Below are 16,381 nucleotides of genomic sequence, written 5' to 3'. Positions count from 1 at the left end.
CGATTCCTGTCATAAGGAACGCTAAGAATTAAGGTCTTGAAATGATTAACGGAATTTGATTTTCCTTGCTGCAAACAGGCTCATCCGAATAAGTAACCAGCCATGTTTGAAGCGGCTGATTTGGGTACTTCCATATTCCCTGTCACGATACCTGATGATGATCTCTGTGATTTTCAGGTTTAATTTGGCGGCTCCGAATAATAGGTCAAAGTCACCAAAAGGATCAAAATCACCAAAGAAATGCCGGTTCCTGATGATTTGTTCATAATCCCTTTTATATAAGACTTTCGTACCACACAAAGTGTCCTTTAACTTTTGCCCCAGGAGATAAGTGAAGAACCAGCCAAAAAACTTATTTCCTAAAAGGTTTAGGAAACGCATGGCATTTTCGTCCATGGGATAAACCAATCGGCTTCCATTAATGAATTCCCCTTTGTTATACCGCAAGGCATCATAAAACTTGGGGAGTTCTTCAGGTGGCATGGTGAGATCGGCATCAAGGATCATCAATATTTCTCCTGATGCAGCATCAAAACCTTCCCTAACTGCATTGCCTTTCCCTTTACCACTTTGCTTGAAAACAAGGATATCCTTTTCAGGGTATGCTTCTTTAACTCTCAGCATCTCTTCCAGGGTTTGGTCACTCGAATTCCCTTCTACGAATATAAACTGCTGATGAGTTCCAAATGCAGGGGTTCTCTTAATAGCGTTCTCAATATTTCCCCGCTCATTCCTGGCCGGGACTACGATTGAGACGCTATATTGCTGATCATCTGACAGTACTGGTCTGGCAATCAAAAGATTGATAAGATTCAGATGGTTAATGAGTGGTAAGTTGGCCAAGAACTTATTAAAGAGGAAATTAATTACAGGGATATATTTAGGGAAAAGAAGCTTCCTTTCTACCTTAATAGTTTGATATCCTTCAAGTTGCAGCAAGTTCTCCAGATCACTTGTGGTAAACCAGTTCTGTGCAGGTTGTTTCAGTTTTATCCTTAATGCTTCTCCAATTTTAAGTATGGGTTCCCATTTATAGTTGTACTGCGAAATTACAATCCTTGTTTGTGTATGACAAAGGGAACGGATGTTATGTAGTGCTTTCTGAACATCCCATAAACAATTGGTAAGATCCGAAAGAATAATGTAATCAAAAGTATCTTTGAGGGTTAAATCTTCAATATCATCAACTCTGAATTGTAGTTCCGGGTATTTAGTACTTGCAATTTCAATGTATTCAGGGGCAAAATCAATACCAATTCCAATGCTGGGTTTCACAGAGTGAAGTAAATCACCTAATCCACATCCGATCTCCAGGACTTTTTCCCTTCAGGAATAATGAATGCGAAATAATTTTCAAGAGACCGGTGATAAAAGCTGTTACGACGCTTCCATCTATTCCTGGAACCTGCACTCTTTCTATAAAAATCAAGTAATTTGGCTTTATTCATAATGAGATCCCGGAAAACAGTAGCTCTTAAAGGTATATCTGATAAACTGTTTACAAACGTATGAAAATTATTTCAAATCTTTCCCGGATTGACACTCATTTTAAAGGTTCAGGCAACTATACTCAAGTGCCCTGTTTAGATATTAATGAATATTGTTGACATTTGCATTTGGAAAAGCATCTTCAGGTCAACTTTTAATTACTCCGATCATGTCCAAAGAGAAACTCCGGGAAAAACCAAACAATGTAACTTCAACCAATAAAAAAGCTTCTGAACCCAAAATGGGTGGTTCCTTGTTTGAGATGATGGACCGCTCACTGGAGAAAGCACACCCCTGGTTGATATGGCTGAGCATGGGTATAACCCTGCTTTTCAGTCTGTTATTATATGACCCAAAGGTTAGCCTCACAGGGGATGATTCCTTTTATATCATCAGGGCATCAGAATTTATCCATTCTTTTAAATACCCGGCTTTCCAGGGCCCATTGTTTCCAATGGTACTGGGATTGGTGGTTGCCATCTTCGGCATCAGTCTTACACCTTTGAAATTATTCTCAATGGTTGCAATGTTGGCATCCATTTACCTTATTTACAGAACCTTCAGAAATCGAATCCCGGCCACAATCCTGGTAATTGTAATTGCTTTAAGTTCTATCAATGGTTATCTCCTTTATTATGCCAGCCAGGCCTATTCAGAGGCTTTTTATATCCTGATGCAAATACTGATGGTGTTGGTTTTCTTTAATTACTTTATTGACCAGGATAAGAAATTTACTTTCAGGGAAGATCTGAAACGGCACTTCATTCTTGCATTAATTTTACTTCTTTTAACTCTTACACGCAGTATTGGCTATTCTGCCCTTATGGCTGCCGGTGCTTATTTCCTGCTGAAGGGACAATGGAAAAACCTGGCATACTTTATTTTAGCATTCGGTGCTGTTTTCATTACTTTTCAAGGGATTAAATATGCCTTATGGAGTGAAGGTGGACTGCAATTCAGTAACCAGGGAACCAGCCTGTTGAACAAAGACTATTATGCCCCACAGGACGGGAAAGAGGACTTCGGTGGATTGATTAAACGGTTCTTTGATAACTCCAACCTTTACCTTTCGAAGCATTTTCTTTATATGACAGGATTCCGCACCTATGCCCCTGTTCTTACTTTATTCCCGCTTCTTACCATATTAATATATCTGCTTGCAATAATTGGACTTGGATATACTTACTTGAAAAACAACTACTTGTTCTTTACAGGGCTTGTAGCCGGAGCTTTTTTGCTGGTTACTTTCGTAGTACTTCAGGCCAAATGGGATCAGGGCCGTTTGATTATTCCAGCCTTCTCATTTCTGTTAATGCTGGTTGTGGCAGCCTTATATTATCTGTTCCAGCAAAAGAACCTTAAAATACTTCAGTTTGTCCTTCCACTGATAGCAGTTATTGCGTTTTTTCAAACCATAGGTGCTTCTGCTACTCAGATCAAAGAAGCCCGCAAAGAATCAGGCCGTTTTGGAGGTCTTACACCAGATTGGAAACATTATTTACAGGCAAGTGAATGGGCCGCCTCTAACCTGCCTGAAGATGCTGTTATCGCTTGTAGAAAACCTTCTATTTCCTTTGTTTATGGTGAAGGCAGGAATTTCTATGGAATCATGCAGCTACCAGCCTTTGACAAAGACCGTTTTTTTAGCGACTGGAAAAATTCCCAGGGGTCATATGTTGCTTACTCCTATGACCAGTTCGAAGGGAAACAACTACCTCCCGACCTCATTCGGACCTTAAAACAAAATATTGTGGCACAATTTTTTGCTGCTGACAAAGTCTATTTTATTGATAATTTGCCTGATAATCTTAGAGTGTCAGTTATTGGAAGTATGAGTGCATTTGGAATTCAGGGAACTACATCTCCGGATTCTTTATCCATACTTCGTGGGAAAGATGATAAAGCTACTACTTTGATTTACCCGGATTCATTGCTGCTGAGTCTTCATAAAAACAATGTTTCTTATGTCCTGACCGCTAACCTGAGAAGAAATTCACTTGTAAAGAACGGTCAAATCATCAATACTGTGGAGAGATACATGGCATTTATTCAGGATAAATATCCCGGAATTACATCCAAAGTTGTCCAGATTGGTGCTGATGAAAATGAACCTGCAACCATCATGAAACTGGAATATGAAAAAGCAGGTTTGAAGGGAATCAAATAGTCTGCAATGCATACAGACATTTACACTTAGGCTGATTCTATAGCAATACCAGGAAATTCACTTTTTTGGGATGACCTGGTTTAAATAACTGAATATGGATAAAGTAGTTCCATCCAATTTTGTAAAATCATCCAATATTATTTTCCTGTCTATCGGGCTGGGTATGGTTAGTTTCCTTCTTCGTGAAGAGAATCTTTCACAACGCTCTCATTTGTATATTTCCCTCACATCCTGGATATTGCTGGCAGGAATTGGCTTACTTGTCCGAAAGGGTTATAATTGGGTCAAATACCTGATGCTGTTATTAACAATTATTAATATTTACAGCATAACACTTATTTTCCAGGTGGTGAATGATAAACTGCTTTCCGGAATCCTTGGAGTAGCCCCTCTGCTAATTCAGGTTTGGGCTACAGTAATTCTTTTCATCACACCATCTGATTCTGAGAACTAGGTTCATTTGATCAGAAATAAATAGCCTTTTCCCTTTAGGGTTACTAATTGGATATCTGGATCCTCCGAAAATAAAGCTCTCAATTTCCTGATATATACATCCAGTGTCCTCGAATTAAAAAAGGAGTCATCCCCCCAGATCTTAAGTAAAAGGGATCTTCGTTCAATCACTTGGTTAATGGTTTCTGTAAGCATTCCCACAATTTCCATCTCCCTTGCAGATAAGGAGAAAGTAGTGGTAGGTGAAATTAACTCATATCGCAAGGGATAGAGCGTGTACTTTCCCAGGTGAATCTCATCTTTCCCATTCTGCTTTTTTGAAGTCAATAGAAATAGTTGATTTTTTATCCTGACCATCAGCTCTTCCATGCTAAATGGTTTTTTAATATAATCGGTACCCCCGCATTCAAACCCTTTGACCAGATCCTCTGTCTCACTCTTAGCAGTAAGGAAGATCACTGGCAATGAAGGTTTTTCAGTCTTGATTTGTTTACATAGTGTGTACCCGTCCACATTTGGGAGCATAATATCGAGAACACAGATATCAGGCTCAAAAGAATGTAATGCTTCCATTACTTTTGCCCCATCCGTAATCAATTGGATGTCAAACCCTTGTTGCTGAAGTGTTTCACTTACAATTCTTCCTAAAAAGGCTTCGTCTTCAATATATAAAACCCTGGTTTTCATGATTTCTTTTTTGGAAAAATGAGTGTAAAAATACTTCCTCCTTCTGGTACAGATCGATAGGTGATGCTTCCATGATGCTGATGCATGACAGTTCTGGCATAACTCAGACCAAGGCCATATCCCTTTACATCATGAATATCACCGGTAGGAGCCCTGAAGAATTTCTCAAAAATTTTATCCCGGAATTCTTCAGGCACTCCAATTCCTTTGTCAGCAACTTCTATATGAATGAAATCATTTGCATTTTTCAATGTAATGCTGATTCTGGCAGGTGCAGTGCTGTATTTCAGACTATTATCCAGAAGGTTGATTAATACTCCACTAACATGCAAAGGATCAGCCATTACAACACATTCATCTCCGGGAAATTCGAGTATGATTTCAGCCTGTTCGCTATCCAACCGGGGTTTGAGTGTATGAAGAACGCCACTTAATAATACCTTCATATTTACTTCTACAGGATTGGATAAGAATGCATCTCCATTGTCAGAAATGCTCATAACCCTGTTAATCAGTAATTCCAGCCTGTCAGCTTCAGACGTAGCCATATCAAGGTATTCATTCATGATATGGGGATCATTACTTCTGTCATATTTCTTTAATGCCTCGAGCGCAACCTTCACAGTGGCAACAGGGGTTTTTAATTCATGTGACATATTTCTGATAAAATCGTTCCGTTGAATGTTTAACAATTCTTGTGTCCTTAAACTTCTATGACTGAGAAGAAATGCCAGAGCAGTAAGTATCACAAGCAATAATGCAAAGCCAATCTGTGGTAGCATTTTTGCAAGGATCATTAGGCTATAACCCTCGATATTTGCTTCAATACTTTTATCTCCTGTAACCATCTGTAAATGTGGCGGAGGTTTTGCCTGAAAGAAACTGCTGTCAGGAAAATCCTGGGTTTTCCATAAGATCCTGATTTTCGGATCGAACCCGGCTATCTCCTTAGTAAAAGTGCTTTTAAAAAGGTTAGTATCTGAATCCATTGCCCATGCTGCCATATTCTGACCATTAAAACTGCTGTCGGAGAACTCATTAACAAATAGTTTTACCCCTTTCAACACCAGGTCCCTTTTAAAAAATGAAGGATCATCGTGCTTTGTAAATGCTTTTACCTTCACCGAATCACTCACTTTTACTATGATTTTGCTTTCTTCTACAGGAAGATGAATAGGAGGTACTTCCATATTCATGAGTGCATCCCTTTCAAGGGAAGAATACCTTTGGAGAGAATCAGTATTGAATTCAAATTGAAAATTGAAATGAGTGGTACTATCAATCATCGGATTGATGTATTGTTTTAGAATTAAAGAATCAATCATCTGCTGCTGAGAACGCATCCAAAGCTCAGAAATGTCCTTCATTAGGGTCTTCTTATGTTCCCCGTATTGCATGTTCAGCCAGTGAATAGTGAGTATCATTAATAATAGCTGGGCAACTATCATCATCGAACTTATCAAAGGAAGCCGGGTTGATTTCTTCTTCATATGCATGATGCAAAAATAATTGAATACCTGCCTTATAGGATAGCCATTAACCTTAATTAACCTTAATTAGCTGTGAATTAACCTTCACCGATCTGATGAGGTTATACTTTTGACGGATAAAATCTAATCCTATGAAAAATATCCTGATGATTATCCCGGCAATGCTTTGTATGTTGACTGTTATTGCTCAGCAAGGGACGGTTGTATATGATGAAACAATGAAATTAGAGATCCACCTGGAAGGCGAAGGAGCGGCAATGCAGGATTTGCTGCCAAAAGAAAGAAAAGTGACTAAGCTGTTACATTTTACACCGGATGCAACATTATTAGTAAATCAAGCCCAAACAGACGATCAGGAAGTGACAGAAGAAATGGCCGGGGGAGGAATGATGGTGGTGAAAATGGAGGAACCTGATGAAAAAGTCTATTTCGATATTAATAATCAGAAAGTTATTGAACAAAGGGATTTCATGTCCCGTATGTTTCTCATTGAATCCATTCCTGATTCATTACCCTGGAAATTAACCGGGAACCGGAAACAAATTCTGGATTATCCTTGCCTGGAAGCATATTACGAAAAGGATAGTTCAAAAACTGTTGCCTGGTTTACCCCATCCATTCCTGTTTCATCAGGACCCGGTAATTATCGCGGGCTCCCCGGACTCATCCTGGAAGTTAATGTGAATGACGGGAAAAGAATAATTACGACTTCATCCATCACTCAAGCTGATGTTAAGGCACTTATGGTGAAGCCAAAACAGGGAAAAAAGGTTACAAAAGAGGAGTTTCAGGCCATTGTTGAAGAAAAAACCGGTGAGATGAATAGTGAAGGTGGTGGTGTGTTCATGATTAAAATAACCCGGTAGATGCTTAGGTTTCTGATTCCTTTTTTCATCCTGTTCCCGTTTATCATTCAGGCCCAGACTTCTCTTTCAGGCAAAGTGTATGATGAAAGTGCCAAACCCTTGCCTTATGCAACGGTTGCTTTGTTAAAACCTTCTGATTCAACATTATTGTTCTTTGGTATAACCAACGAACAGGGAAATTTTGAAATCAAACGAATCACAAAGGGAACTTATATTTTACAGGTGGCATTTATTGGTTTTCAGACTTATTATGAAAGTATTGTTTTTCCTGAAAAAGCTGGCGATTATGGTGTGGTAGTATTGAAGGTCAAATCATTGAATTTGTCAGAAGCGGAAGTGCTGGGCGAATATATCCCGATAACAGTTAAAAAGGATACCATAGAATACAATGCTGCTGCTTTTAAAACCAAACCTGATGCTGTAGCAGAAGATTTACTACGGAAACTTCCCGGTGTGGAAGTGGATAGAGCAGGAAATATTAAGGCGATGGGAGAGGATGTCAAAAATGTGATGGTGGATGGGAAAGAATTCTTTAGTTCCGATCCGAAAGTGGCCACTAAAAATCTCCCTGCTGATGCTATCAATAAAGTGCAAGTATATGACAAGAAATCTGAAGCTGCTGAATTGGCCGGAATTGATGATGGGTCACGGGACAAGACCATCAATTTGCTTCTGAAGGATGGGAAAAAGCAAGCCTGGCTTGGTGATGTTACGGCAGGAGCAGGGACTAATGAAAGATATGCCGCTTCGGCAAAGGTATATCGGTTTACTAAAAGCAATCAGTTTGCTGTATTAGGTATGCTCAACAATATCAACCGGTTCGGATTCAGTTTCCAGGATTATATTGATTTCAATGGGGGACTGCCAGCTATGATGGGGAGTGGCTCCATGCGTTTCAGTATAAGCAGCGATGATGAATTACCCATAAATTTTGGACAAACAGTGAACGGATTGGTCACCTCAGGAGCCGGAGGGATAAACTATTCCTTTGATCTGAAGAAAAACAACCGGATTTATGCCAGTTACATGGGAAGCGGCACCGACAGAAACCTAATCCAGAAAGGTTTTACCAGGAATTACCTGGCTACAGGTGAATTCACTGAAGAAAACCAAAACGACGAAAACAGCCGAAATTATAGTCACCGGCTGAACCTTGGCTGGAAGGATAAATCAGATACTACCAGAACCTTGATGTTTAATGGTTCAATAGGGTTGACTGATTCAAGAGAAGATGCCTTATCCTTCTCAAAAGCAATTCGTGAAAATGATTTTATCCATCAGCTGGAATCGAATGCAAAAATGAAACGATCCGGGATGTCAGCGAGCAGTACATTTTCTGCGATGAAGAAAGGAAGGGGAATATTCAAACTCTACAGGTTGGGCATGAATGCAAATTTCAGCAAAAGCCTGAGTGACAATGACCGGCTGAATCTCAGTCAATACGCTGGAATTGAAGTGCTCTACCGTGATCATCAGTTCAGGAATAAAGATTCACGCTCTCAGGAAATTGGGGCTAGTTTGGGCTCAATGGTCAAAATAGCGAAAGGCCTTTATTTTGAACCTGATGTGAGTGCAAGTTTTGAAAAGAATTCATTAAACAGAACCCAGGGTTTATCAGGAGAAGAACAATCCCCTGTTGATAGTCTGAGTCCGGATTTCAGCAGAAGTCTGTTACTGGTCAATCCTACGGCACGAATCAGGTGGAATTTTTCAAAGATGAGGATAGTGCCAGGCTTAACCGTCCAGATTGTTGACAACAAAAACGTCCTGTCAGGTGATGAAGGTGAACAGACTACATATGCCAGGGTCCTGCCTTCTTTTAGCTGGGAATGGGATTATTCAACAGGTAACCGTCTAAGCCTTGATTATAATTCTTCCCTCTCAGAGCCAACACTTGAATTTCTTCTCCCGGTAGTTGATAATTCAAATCCGCAGTCACTTTTCTATGGAAACAGGAAATTAAAGCCAGAAACCAGGCATGAAATCTTTGCTAACTGGCTGCTTTTTGACCAGTTTTCGCAAACTTCAGTTTTTGCCAGGGTTGGAGGAACTTATATAGTCGACAAAATTGGGTTTTCCCGGTGGATTTCCGATAGCCTTGTTCAGCGGATATACTTGCTGAATACTGATAATGAGAGAGAATTGAATGGAAATATTGACTTCACTACACCGCTAAAAATCATCGGGATGAACCTGCATTTAGGACTGAACGGACGTTGGACAAATGGATTGAGCTTTGTAAATGATGCAGAGAATAAAACAAACAGTTTTTCAAGAAGTGTCCTTTTGAGCCTGGACAACAGGAAGAAAGAGAAATGGGACCTCGACATTGGAGCTGAAATTAGCTTTACCGATGCAAAATATTCGCTTCAATCCGGATTGAATAACAAGTATATCACTTTGAACTATTTTGCGGAGTTCAATTATAATCCGAATGATAGCTGGCACTTTGGAATGAATGCTGACGTGATAAATTATAGTTCAGGCAGCTATCAGAAATCGGTAAGTATTCCTTTGCTGGGTGCAGAAATGAGTTACAGCTTCCTCAGGAACCACAGGGGTATTCTTCAGCTTGAATCAAACGATTTGCTCAATGAAAACAAAGGCCTGCAACGGACAAGTGAAATGAATTACCTCAGAGAAGTACGATCCAACATCATTGGTCGATATGTTTTGCTCTCATTCAAATATAGGTTGAATAAGGCTGCAAAAGCCAGGGGTGGGCTGGAGATTGAAATGAAGAAGAGATAAGGCTTGGTCATTGAAAAATTTATGTCAACTCTTAGAATCTTGAACTTTATCATGCAAAAATCAGGGTTCAGTGGTGATCAGCATGATTCCACCAGAATTGAGTAGCCCAGTATCCCCCGATAAATGTTAATGTCAGAATTACATAACTAACCGGCAGTAGCTTCATACCTTCTGTACCTTCCGGAGCTGTATTTAAACCTGGGATTGACCATGGGAAATAGGCGCCTAACCCAGATAATGCAACAAATTGTGCCATTATCATTGTTACGAAGATAAAACCTAATGGGGCAACCAGACCTCTTCCATAGCCGGCCAGAAAAGCAACCGGGCTGCATAAGAGTATGGTCATTAATGCAGTAATAGCAAATGTTGAGATACTCTCCTTCAGATTGGTGGCAGTGAAACCGGAAAGATTCATTAAATAGCAGATTATCAATGCACTAATTATCATCACGAATGAAAGCAGTATACTCCAGCAAATCACTATAAAAAACTTTGCCAGTACAATATGATTTCTTGAAACCGGCAATGCCAGTATATCTTTCATTGTGTGTTGAGTATGTTCACTTCCAAACATCCAGGAAGTAACGAATCCATACCCAATTAGACCAACGGATGCAATGGCCTGTATTACCAGGCCCATATACGCCGGACCATCAGCATTACCAAATAAGGATGCTTTTGCACCGATAATTCCAAGTTTGGCAGATATTTCAGGATGACGAACAATATAAATCATCAGACCCATCATAATAGGGATGAGGATAAATAAGAAAAGAGTGATCCAAAAAATCTTTGAACTCTTGATTTTCAGATACTCAACTTTAATTGCTATAGCGATTTTTCTCATTGTGCCGTTTTTTGAATTCCAATGGTTCTGAAGAAATAGGTTTCCAGGTCCTCTTCAACAACATGTAACATGGTTGGGGGTAATTGCTGATTTACCAGGATGGTGGTAATGATTTCGGGTTTTTTAATGAGTTCAATATCATTGATCTGAAGTATACTTTCACTTTCTTTGTCTGCAGTGATTCCTTGCGATGACAGCACTTTGATAGCTGCATCATTATCCCTTGTGCTGACGTTTAAATGTTTATGACAAAGTAATTCCAATTCAGCCGTATTTATTTCCTGTATTAGCTTTCCATTATGAATGATACCTATCCGGGTCGCAAACTTTGATATTTCTCCCAGTATATGACTGGAAACAAAAACAGTAACTCCTTGTTCCTGTGCCAGGGTTTTTAATAATTCCCTGATTTCATATATACCTGCAGGATCAAGGCCATTCGATGGTTCATCCAAAATGAGGATTTTCGGGTGATGAATCAATGCTTTTGCCAATCCAAGCCTTTGTGCATTGCCTAGTGATAAATGCCTTGCCTTTCTGTTTGCATATTGAGTAAGCTTAAGTGACTCCATGACTGATAATACTGCATTTTTATCTTTTAATAGCCTTAGACTGCGGATGATTTCAAGGTTTTCCTGTACCGTAAGATCCGGATAGGAGTATGGTACTTCCACCAGGTAGCCGATTTCTTTCCAGAGGTCCGTTTTGTTGGATTGGACCTTCATGCCATCAATAAATGCTTTCCCTGAATCAGGTTGTATCATCCCAAGTAACATCCTGATGGTAGTAGTTTTGCCTGCACCATTCAATCCCAGGAATCCATAGATTTCTCCTTTGTTTACGTTGAGGGAAATTTCAGAAACGGCTACTACATCCTTGTATCGTTTGGTAAGTTTTTCGGTTGTAATCATTGCAGTGAGATAAAGTGAACTAAAGTGCCTAAAGTGAGCTAGAGTGAGCTAGAGTGAGCTAGAGTGAGCTAGAGTGAGCTAGAGTGAGCTAAAGTGAGCTAAAGTGCCTGGAGTGCCTGGAATGCCTGGAGTGCCTAAAGTGAGCTAAATTTGTTAATTGTATCCGTCCGTCAGCTGACGGATCCGTGGAGTAATCCGTCCGCCAGCCGGCGGATCCGCGTTCCATTTTTTAGCTAGAGTGACTTGAATGTCTAAAGTGAGCTTAAGTGAACCATGGTTGATTGGGATAGTTTGCTTTTTTAGACTCTCAGGTTCTGATAAATGGAGTTGAATGCACCAAGCAGGTAATCTTTGTAAGCTTTGGGATCATTGTTATTCACATACCTGATGAACACCCCATCCGTACAATAAAGGAAAAGGTCAGCTATTTCTTCGTCATTGGAACCGCTCTTAATCTCATTCTTTAATCTGGCATTATTAATCACCTTTTTCCATTGATTCAAGTCTTGTTTATGCATTTCCAGTTCTTTTTCAAGGAATTCCGGGAAACGACTTACCGCTTCAAACATGATGAGGAAGAAATTCAAGCTATTTGACCTTTCTGGCAGGCTCACTGATAATCCTTGCATTATTACCAGTGAATCATTCAGAAATTCAGCATAATCATGGTAAAAAGTGAATAAAGATTGGTGATCGAAGGTTTCATATTTAACCTGCCCCATACTGAAGATCATTTCTGTAACTTCCTTGAATAATGCCTCTTTACTATTAAAATAATGATAAAAAGCACCTTTTGATAAGGCTGTCTTTTCTACAATCTCGCTCATGGTGACATCTCTGTAGCTCTTCTGCAGAAATAACATCAATGATGTTTGGAGGATATGCTCTTTGGTGTTATTCATAAACCGACCGTTTGGTTTGCAAATATAGTGCAGATTTAGATATTTCAACAATGAGGAGTAATAATATTTTTCGAGAAAAAATAATTGAAGACTTCAAGCTTAGATTATACTATTTCAAGGCCTTATTTTTCCAGTTCAGCATGTAAAGATGGCATGCCGGAATAGCAGTGGATAACTTTATGCTCAATATTAACCTAATTTAAAAATCCATGAAAAGAATTCTATTCATAATCATTGCTGTCCATTTTGCTTTTTCCTCATGGGCACAGGAATCGTTCGGTGGTTTGATGTTTTCCGCCAGACTTGATACTACTCAGCATGAAGGGCAGCTTTGGGTCCCTTCTTCAGGAAATGCTGTGGCCGGTTTTTCGCATCATGACGATACGCTATGGTTCGAAATTACTGCCAATGGACTTACTGGTCCGATTACTTCAGCTCATATTCATTCTGCCGAAAGTGGAAGTGTGGAATATAGCCTGAATCCTTTCATAGATGGGAATAAACTTAAAGGGTATCTTACAGAAATAAGCTTTAACAATGGTAAACTTAAAGATTTTCTCGAGGGTGCTTATTATGTAAATATACATACTGCCTCCAATCCTGATGGTGAGATTCGCGGCAGAATTATTCCTGAAACAGATGACAACTATCTTGCAACGCTTGATATGATTCAGGCTGGTAACAGCATCCCATCTGACCATACACCAATTGGTCTTGGTTCATTTAATCTGAGTATGGACCATACAGAATTGGAAATCAATTTATTGGTTAATGATCTCACAGCTCCCATTACTAATGCACACCTGCATTATGGCAGCCCGGGTCAGAGCGGACCAGTGATTGTTCCCCTGTCACAGTTTAAAAATGGGAATAATTATAAAGGGATTTTTGATCTGACAGGTCTTGCAAATCCCTCCACTTTCCTTGATTCATTGCAGAATGGTAAGGTTTATGTCAATGTTCACACTTCCAACTTTCCTGCTGGTGAAATCAGGGGACAACTTATGAAGAGTGCTCCCCTCTCATTTGATACCTGGATGGATCCCGGGCAGGAAACAACGAATGTTGATCCTTCTACCCCGGAGGAAGCAATGGCAATCTGTAACTTCTACGTGAACAGTAGCCTTGATTCCATCTGGTTAAATGTGGTAGCTGATCAACTAAGCGGACCTATTCAGTCAGCACATTTCCATAATGGCAAAGCAGGTAACAGTGGCCCTGTAGTTGTTGACCTCAATAATTTTATCCAGGGTAACCTTATTACCGGTTTATTAACCCCTTCAAGCCCTAATTTTGTTTCTGACTTTGATTTCGATGAATTCGTCAAGCGTGTGCTAAGTGATGACATTTATATCAACATTCACACAAGCCTCAACCCAGCTGGTGAAGTACGCGGACAACCAGCATCTTTAAGCAGGGAAGGGGTGATTTATAGCTTATGCCCTGAACAGGAAGTTGCTGCTGTAACTGGAGGGGAATTTGCTCAGGGATCTGGTTTTGTGTCGCTGGACAGGAAATATACTAATCTGCATTATGGACATGCCGTGAGTCGCTTGAGTTCAACCATAAGTATGAGTCATTTCCATCATGCCCTACCCGGGGTTAATGGTCCTGTAGTTTTTCCCCTACCCGCCGATTCTGTTATGATGGGCTTTTGGAATGATGCTTCGTTTACTGATGATATAGCTGACCAGTTTGAAAGTGGGGAAATGTATGCTAATTTCCATACAACACTAAATCCTGCCGGCGAAGTCAGGGGACAGGTGGAAATTGTGGATTTCTGTGAAACCGTTACTGCTGTGAATGAGGAAATCCTTCCTTTTACATACTCGATGAATATCTATCCGAATCCCATCAGTTCCTCATCGATAATGGCTTTTTCTATTCCTAAGTCCGGATTTGTATCAGTGACTATAAACGATCTTCTTGGCAATCATAAGAAAGTTTTGGTAGATCGACTCATGAAAAAAGGCAGCTACACCGAAATTATTGAAGCACAAACCTTATCAGCAGGGCTATATTTTTATAGGCTGACAATTGATGGTAAGCTGGCAGGTACTGGTAAATTCATGGTAATCAGGTAAAGTGGATTTTCTCAGATTCAACTGATTCTGCCATATTCAGTCAGTAAACCATCTAATCCCTTGCATCATACCGGTGCGGGGGATTATTTTTGTGAGTTGATTTTTGAGCTTTATTACTTTGCTCCACGTGTCTCCTGAACTCGAGCACAATGGATATCAAAATCAAAAAAAATGAGAAATCGCTCTGTTTCATTTCCCAATACAAAATTTCCCGAAAATATTCCCTAACAACTCTTCCGTCGATACTTCCCCTGTGATGAGACCCAGGTGGTACAAAGCAGCCTTTATGTCAATCGCTATCAGGTCAGTAGGTAGTTTATTTGAGAAACCATCCTGTGCACTGTCAAGCGATAATAAGGTTTGCGTTATGGCTTCAAAATGCCTTGCATTGCTAACAATCGCCTGATCTGAAAGGTTTTCGGTTTTAACCGTTCTCAAGAGGTTATCAATAATAAGATTAATATTTTCCTTCCTCTTAGCTGAAATGAAGAGGGTCTCCAGGTCGAAAAGAGCTGTCATATGCTGGGGCGCTTCAAGCATCAGGTCAGTCTTGTTGCCAATAAGCATAAACTGCTTATCAGGATCATCGATATGTTCTTTGAAAGTATCCTTTAGTTGGTCAATTTCCTCAGAAGTGATGCTGCTGATATCAAAAACATATAGTATGACAGAAGCTTCTTTTATCTTTTCATAGGTACGTCCGATCCCTATGTTTTCAATGGTATCATTGCTATGTTCCCTCAATCCGGCCGTATCAATAAACCGGAATTTGATCCCTTTTATGGTAAGAGTGTCTTCAATGGTATCGCGTGTGGTGCCGGGAATGTCGCTGACTATGGCTCTTTCTTCATTCAGTAGAGCATTGAGAAGTGTCGACTTGCCTACATTGGGTTTTCCAATGATAGCAACCGGGATCCCTTGTTTGATAACATTTCCAAAGGTGAATGATTCCGCAAGTCCTGATAACTCCGTCTTTAGATCTGAAATGAGCTTCAGCAACTGACTACGATCGGCAAATTCCACATCTTCTTCACTGAAATCCAGCTCCAGTTCCAATAAGGAGGCAAGATCAACCAGTTGTTTTCTCATCTCCTTAATTTTACTTGAAAACCCGCCTCTCATCTGGGTAAGGGCAAGATCATGGGCCGCTTTGGAATTTGAACTGATCAGGTCGGCAACAGCTTCAGCCTGCGACAGGTCAAACTTCCCATTCATAAATGCTTTAAGTGTAAATTCTCCGGCTTTCGCCATTCTTGCGCCATTACTGAGCAACACTTCCATTACTCTCTGCTGGATATATAAGGAACCATGACAGCTGATTTCAACTAAGTTTTCACCTGTATAGGAATGGGGTGCACGAAACACTGTCACTAAAACCTCGTCAATTACATCTTCACCATTCTTAAACATACCCAGGTGAACTGTGTGAGAATCAACCAGATCAAGTCGATTTTTTTTATTTGCCGGAACAAAGAGCGTATTGCAGATCTCAATTGCTTTCGGACCTGAAAGACGTATAACAGCAATTGCACCTGATCCTGGAGGGGTTGAAAGTGCACAAATGGTGTCATTGCTTGACGAAATTGCTCTAAGAATACTCATGGCTGTATATTGTGGGGGCCCCGTTATTAAATATTTTTTTACTCAAGTTTCAATAGATGGTTTCCAAGCCTCTCAAAGATGGGATTGAAATCAAAGATACGAAAATGGCCTTGGGAATGCCAATAAATGG

At 40.0% G+C, this 16,381-nt stretch carries 11 protein-coding genes and 1 pseudogene; 5 read left to right on the top strand and 7 right to left on the bottom strand.

The genetic code is table 11. The annotated features are described in order from the left end of the window. Nucleotides 1-45: 45 nt before the first annotated feature. Nucleotides 46-1,448: pseudogene (locus IPH84_04965) on the bottom strand (glycosyltransferase). Between the two features lie 209 nt (nt 1,449-1,657). Between IPH84_04965 and IPH84_04960 the strand changes: the two are divergent. Continuing rightward, complete coding sequence (locus IPH84_04960) at nt 1,658-3,655, top strand: hypothetical protein (protein MBK7172582.1); 1,998 nt, start codon at nt 1,658-1,660, stop codon at nt 3,653-3,655. 94 nt (nt 3,656-3,749) lie between these two features. Then, nucleotides 3,750-4,109: a hypothetical protein gene (locus tag IPH84_04955; protein ID MBK7172581.1), complete on the top strand. Its 360-nt coding sequence runs from the start codon at nt 3,750-3,752 to the stop codon at nt 4,107-4,109. Nucleotides 4,110-4,111: 2 nt separating this feature from the next. Here IPH84_04955 and IPH84_04950 read toward each other — a convergent pair whose 3' ends face one another. Continuing rightward, nucleotides 4,112-4,795, bottom strand: a complete 684-nt coding sequence (locus tag IPH84_04950; protein MBK7172580.1) for a response regulator transcription factor — start codon at nt 4,793-4,795, stop codon at nt 4,112-4,114. Continuing rightward, a complete protein-coding gene (locus IPH84_04945; GenBank protein ID MBK7172579.1) occupies nt 4,792-6,285 on the bottom strand; it encodes a HAMP domain-containing histidine kinase in 1,494 nt (497 codons plus the stop codon). Before IPH84_04945 ends, IPH84_04950 begins: the two co-directional genes overlap by 4 nt. 131 nt (nt 6,286-6,416) lie before the next feature. On the opposite strand from IPH84_04945, the gene IPH84_04940 reads away from it, so the two are divergent. Both IPH84_04940 and IPH84_04935 read left to right on the top strand, forming a co-directional pair. Then, nucleotides 6,417-7,151 (top strand): GLPGLI family protein, encoded by a 735-nt coding sequence (locus IPH84_04940; GenBank protein ID MBK7172578.1) that lies wholly within the window; start codon nt 6,417-6,419, stop codon nt 7,149-7,151. Next, complete coding sequence (locus IPH84_04935) at nt 7,152-9,902, top strand: TonB-dependent receptor (GenBank protein ID MBK7172577.1); 2,751 nt, start codon at nt 7,152-7,154, stop codon at nt 9,900-9,902. Between the two features lie 67 nt (nt 9,903-9,969). Here IPH84_04935 and IPH84_04930 read toward each other — a convergent pair whose 3' ends face one another. From IPH84_04930 to IPH84_04920, 3 genes are all read right to left on the bottom strand, one after another. After that, complete coding sequence (locus tag IPH84_04930) at nt 9,970-10,752, bottom strand: ABC transporter permease (GenBank protein MBK7172576.1); 783 nt, start codon at nt 10,750-10,752, stop codon at nt 9,970-9,972. Further along, a complete protein-coding gene (locus tag IPH84_04925; protein ID MBK7172575.1) occupies nt 10,749-11,663 on the bottom strand; it encodes an ABC transporter ATP-binding protein in 915 nt (304 codons plus the stop codon). The genes IPH84_04930 and IPH84_04925 overlap by 4 nt, the downstream gene beginning before the upstream one ends. Nucleotides 11,664-11,962: 299 nt before the next feature. After that, on the bottom strand, nt 11,963-12,565 hold the full coding sequence (locus IPH84_04920; GenBank protein ID MBK7172574.1) for a TetR/AcrR family transcriptional regulator: 603 nt from the start codon (nt 12,563-12,565) through the stop codon (nt 11,963-11,965). Nucleotides 12,566-12,774: 209 nt separating this feature from the next. On the opposite strand from IPH84_04920, the gene IPH84_04915 reads away from it, so the two are divergent. Next, a complete protein-coding gene (locus tag IPH84_04915; GenBank protein MBK7172573.1) occupies nt 12,775-14,649 on the top strand; it encodes a CHRD domain-containing protein in 1,875 nt (624 codons plus the stop codon). Between the two features lie 189 nt (nt 14,650-14,838). On the opposite strand, the gene mnmE is transcribed toward IPH84_04915, so the two are convergent. Then, nucleotides 14,839-16,251 (bottom strand): tRNA uridine-5-carboxymethylaminomethyl(34) synthesis GTPase MnmE, encoded by a 1,413-nt coding sequence (gene mnmE, locus IPH84_04910; GenBank protein MBK7172572.1) that lies wholly within the window; start codon nt 16,249-16,251, stop codon nt 14,839-14,841. Nucleotides 16,252-16,381: the final 130 nt, after the last annotated feature.

The organism is Bacteroidales bacterium (assembly GCA_016707785.1).
Classification (GTDB): domain Bacteria; phylum Bacteroidota; class Bacteroidia; order Bacteroidales; family UBA4417; genus UBA4417.
The sequence above is the reverse complement of the archived record's forward strand: the minus strand, read 5'-3'. Positions and strand labels throughout refer to the sequence as shown.

Excerpts from the sequence above, each read along its gene's own strand:
- IPH84_04915 (MBK7172573.1), top strand. The coding sequence starts at position 12,775 with ATGAAAAGAATTCTATTCATAATCATTGCTGTCCATTTTGCTTTTTCC.
- IPH84_04950 (MBK7172580.1), bottom strand. The coding sequence starts at position 4,795 with ATGAAAACCAGGGTTTTATATATTGAAGACGAAGCCTTTTTAGGAAGA.
- IPH84_04960 (MBK7172582.1), top strand. The coding sequence starts at position 1,658 with ATGTCCAAAGAGAAACTCCGGGAAAAACCAAACAATGTAACTTCAACC.
- IPH84_04955 (MBK7172581.1), top strand. The coding sequence starts at position 3,750 with ATGGATAAAGTAGTTCCATCCAATTTTGTAAAATCATCCAATATTATT.
- IPH84_04920 (MBK7172574.1), bottom strand. The coding sequence starts at position 12,565 with ATGAATAACACCAAAGAGCATATCCTCCAAACATCATTGATGTTATTT.
- IPH84_04940 (MBK7172578.1), top strand. The coding sequence starts at position 6,417 with ATGAAAAATATCCTGATGATTATCCCGGCAATGCTTTGTATGTTGACT.
- IPH84_04935 (MBK7172577.1), top strand. The coding sequence starts at position 7,152 with ATGCTTAGGTTTCTGATTCCTTTTTTCATCCTGTTCCCGTTTATCATT.
- IPH84_04925 (MBK7172575.1), bottom strand. The coding sequence starts at position 11,663 with ATGATTACAACCGAAAAACTTACCAAACGATACAAGGATGTAGTAGCC.
- mnmE (MBK7172572.1), bottom strand. The coding sequence starts at position 16,251 with ATGAGTATTCTTAGAGCAATTTCGTCAAGCAATGACACCATTTGTGCA.
- IPH84_04945 (MBK7172579.1), bottom strand. The coding sequence starts at position 6,285 with ATGAAGAAGAAATCAACCCGGCTTCCTTTGATAAGTTCGATGATGATA.
- IPH84_04930 (MBK7172576.1), bottom strand. The coding sequence starts at position 10,752 with ATGAGAAAAATCGCTATAGCAATTAAAGTTGAGTATCTGAAAATCAAG.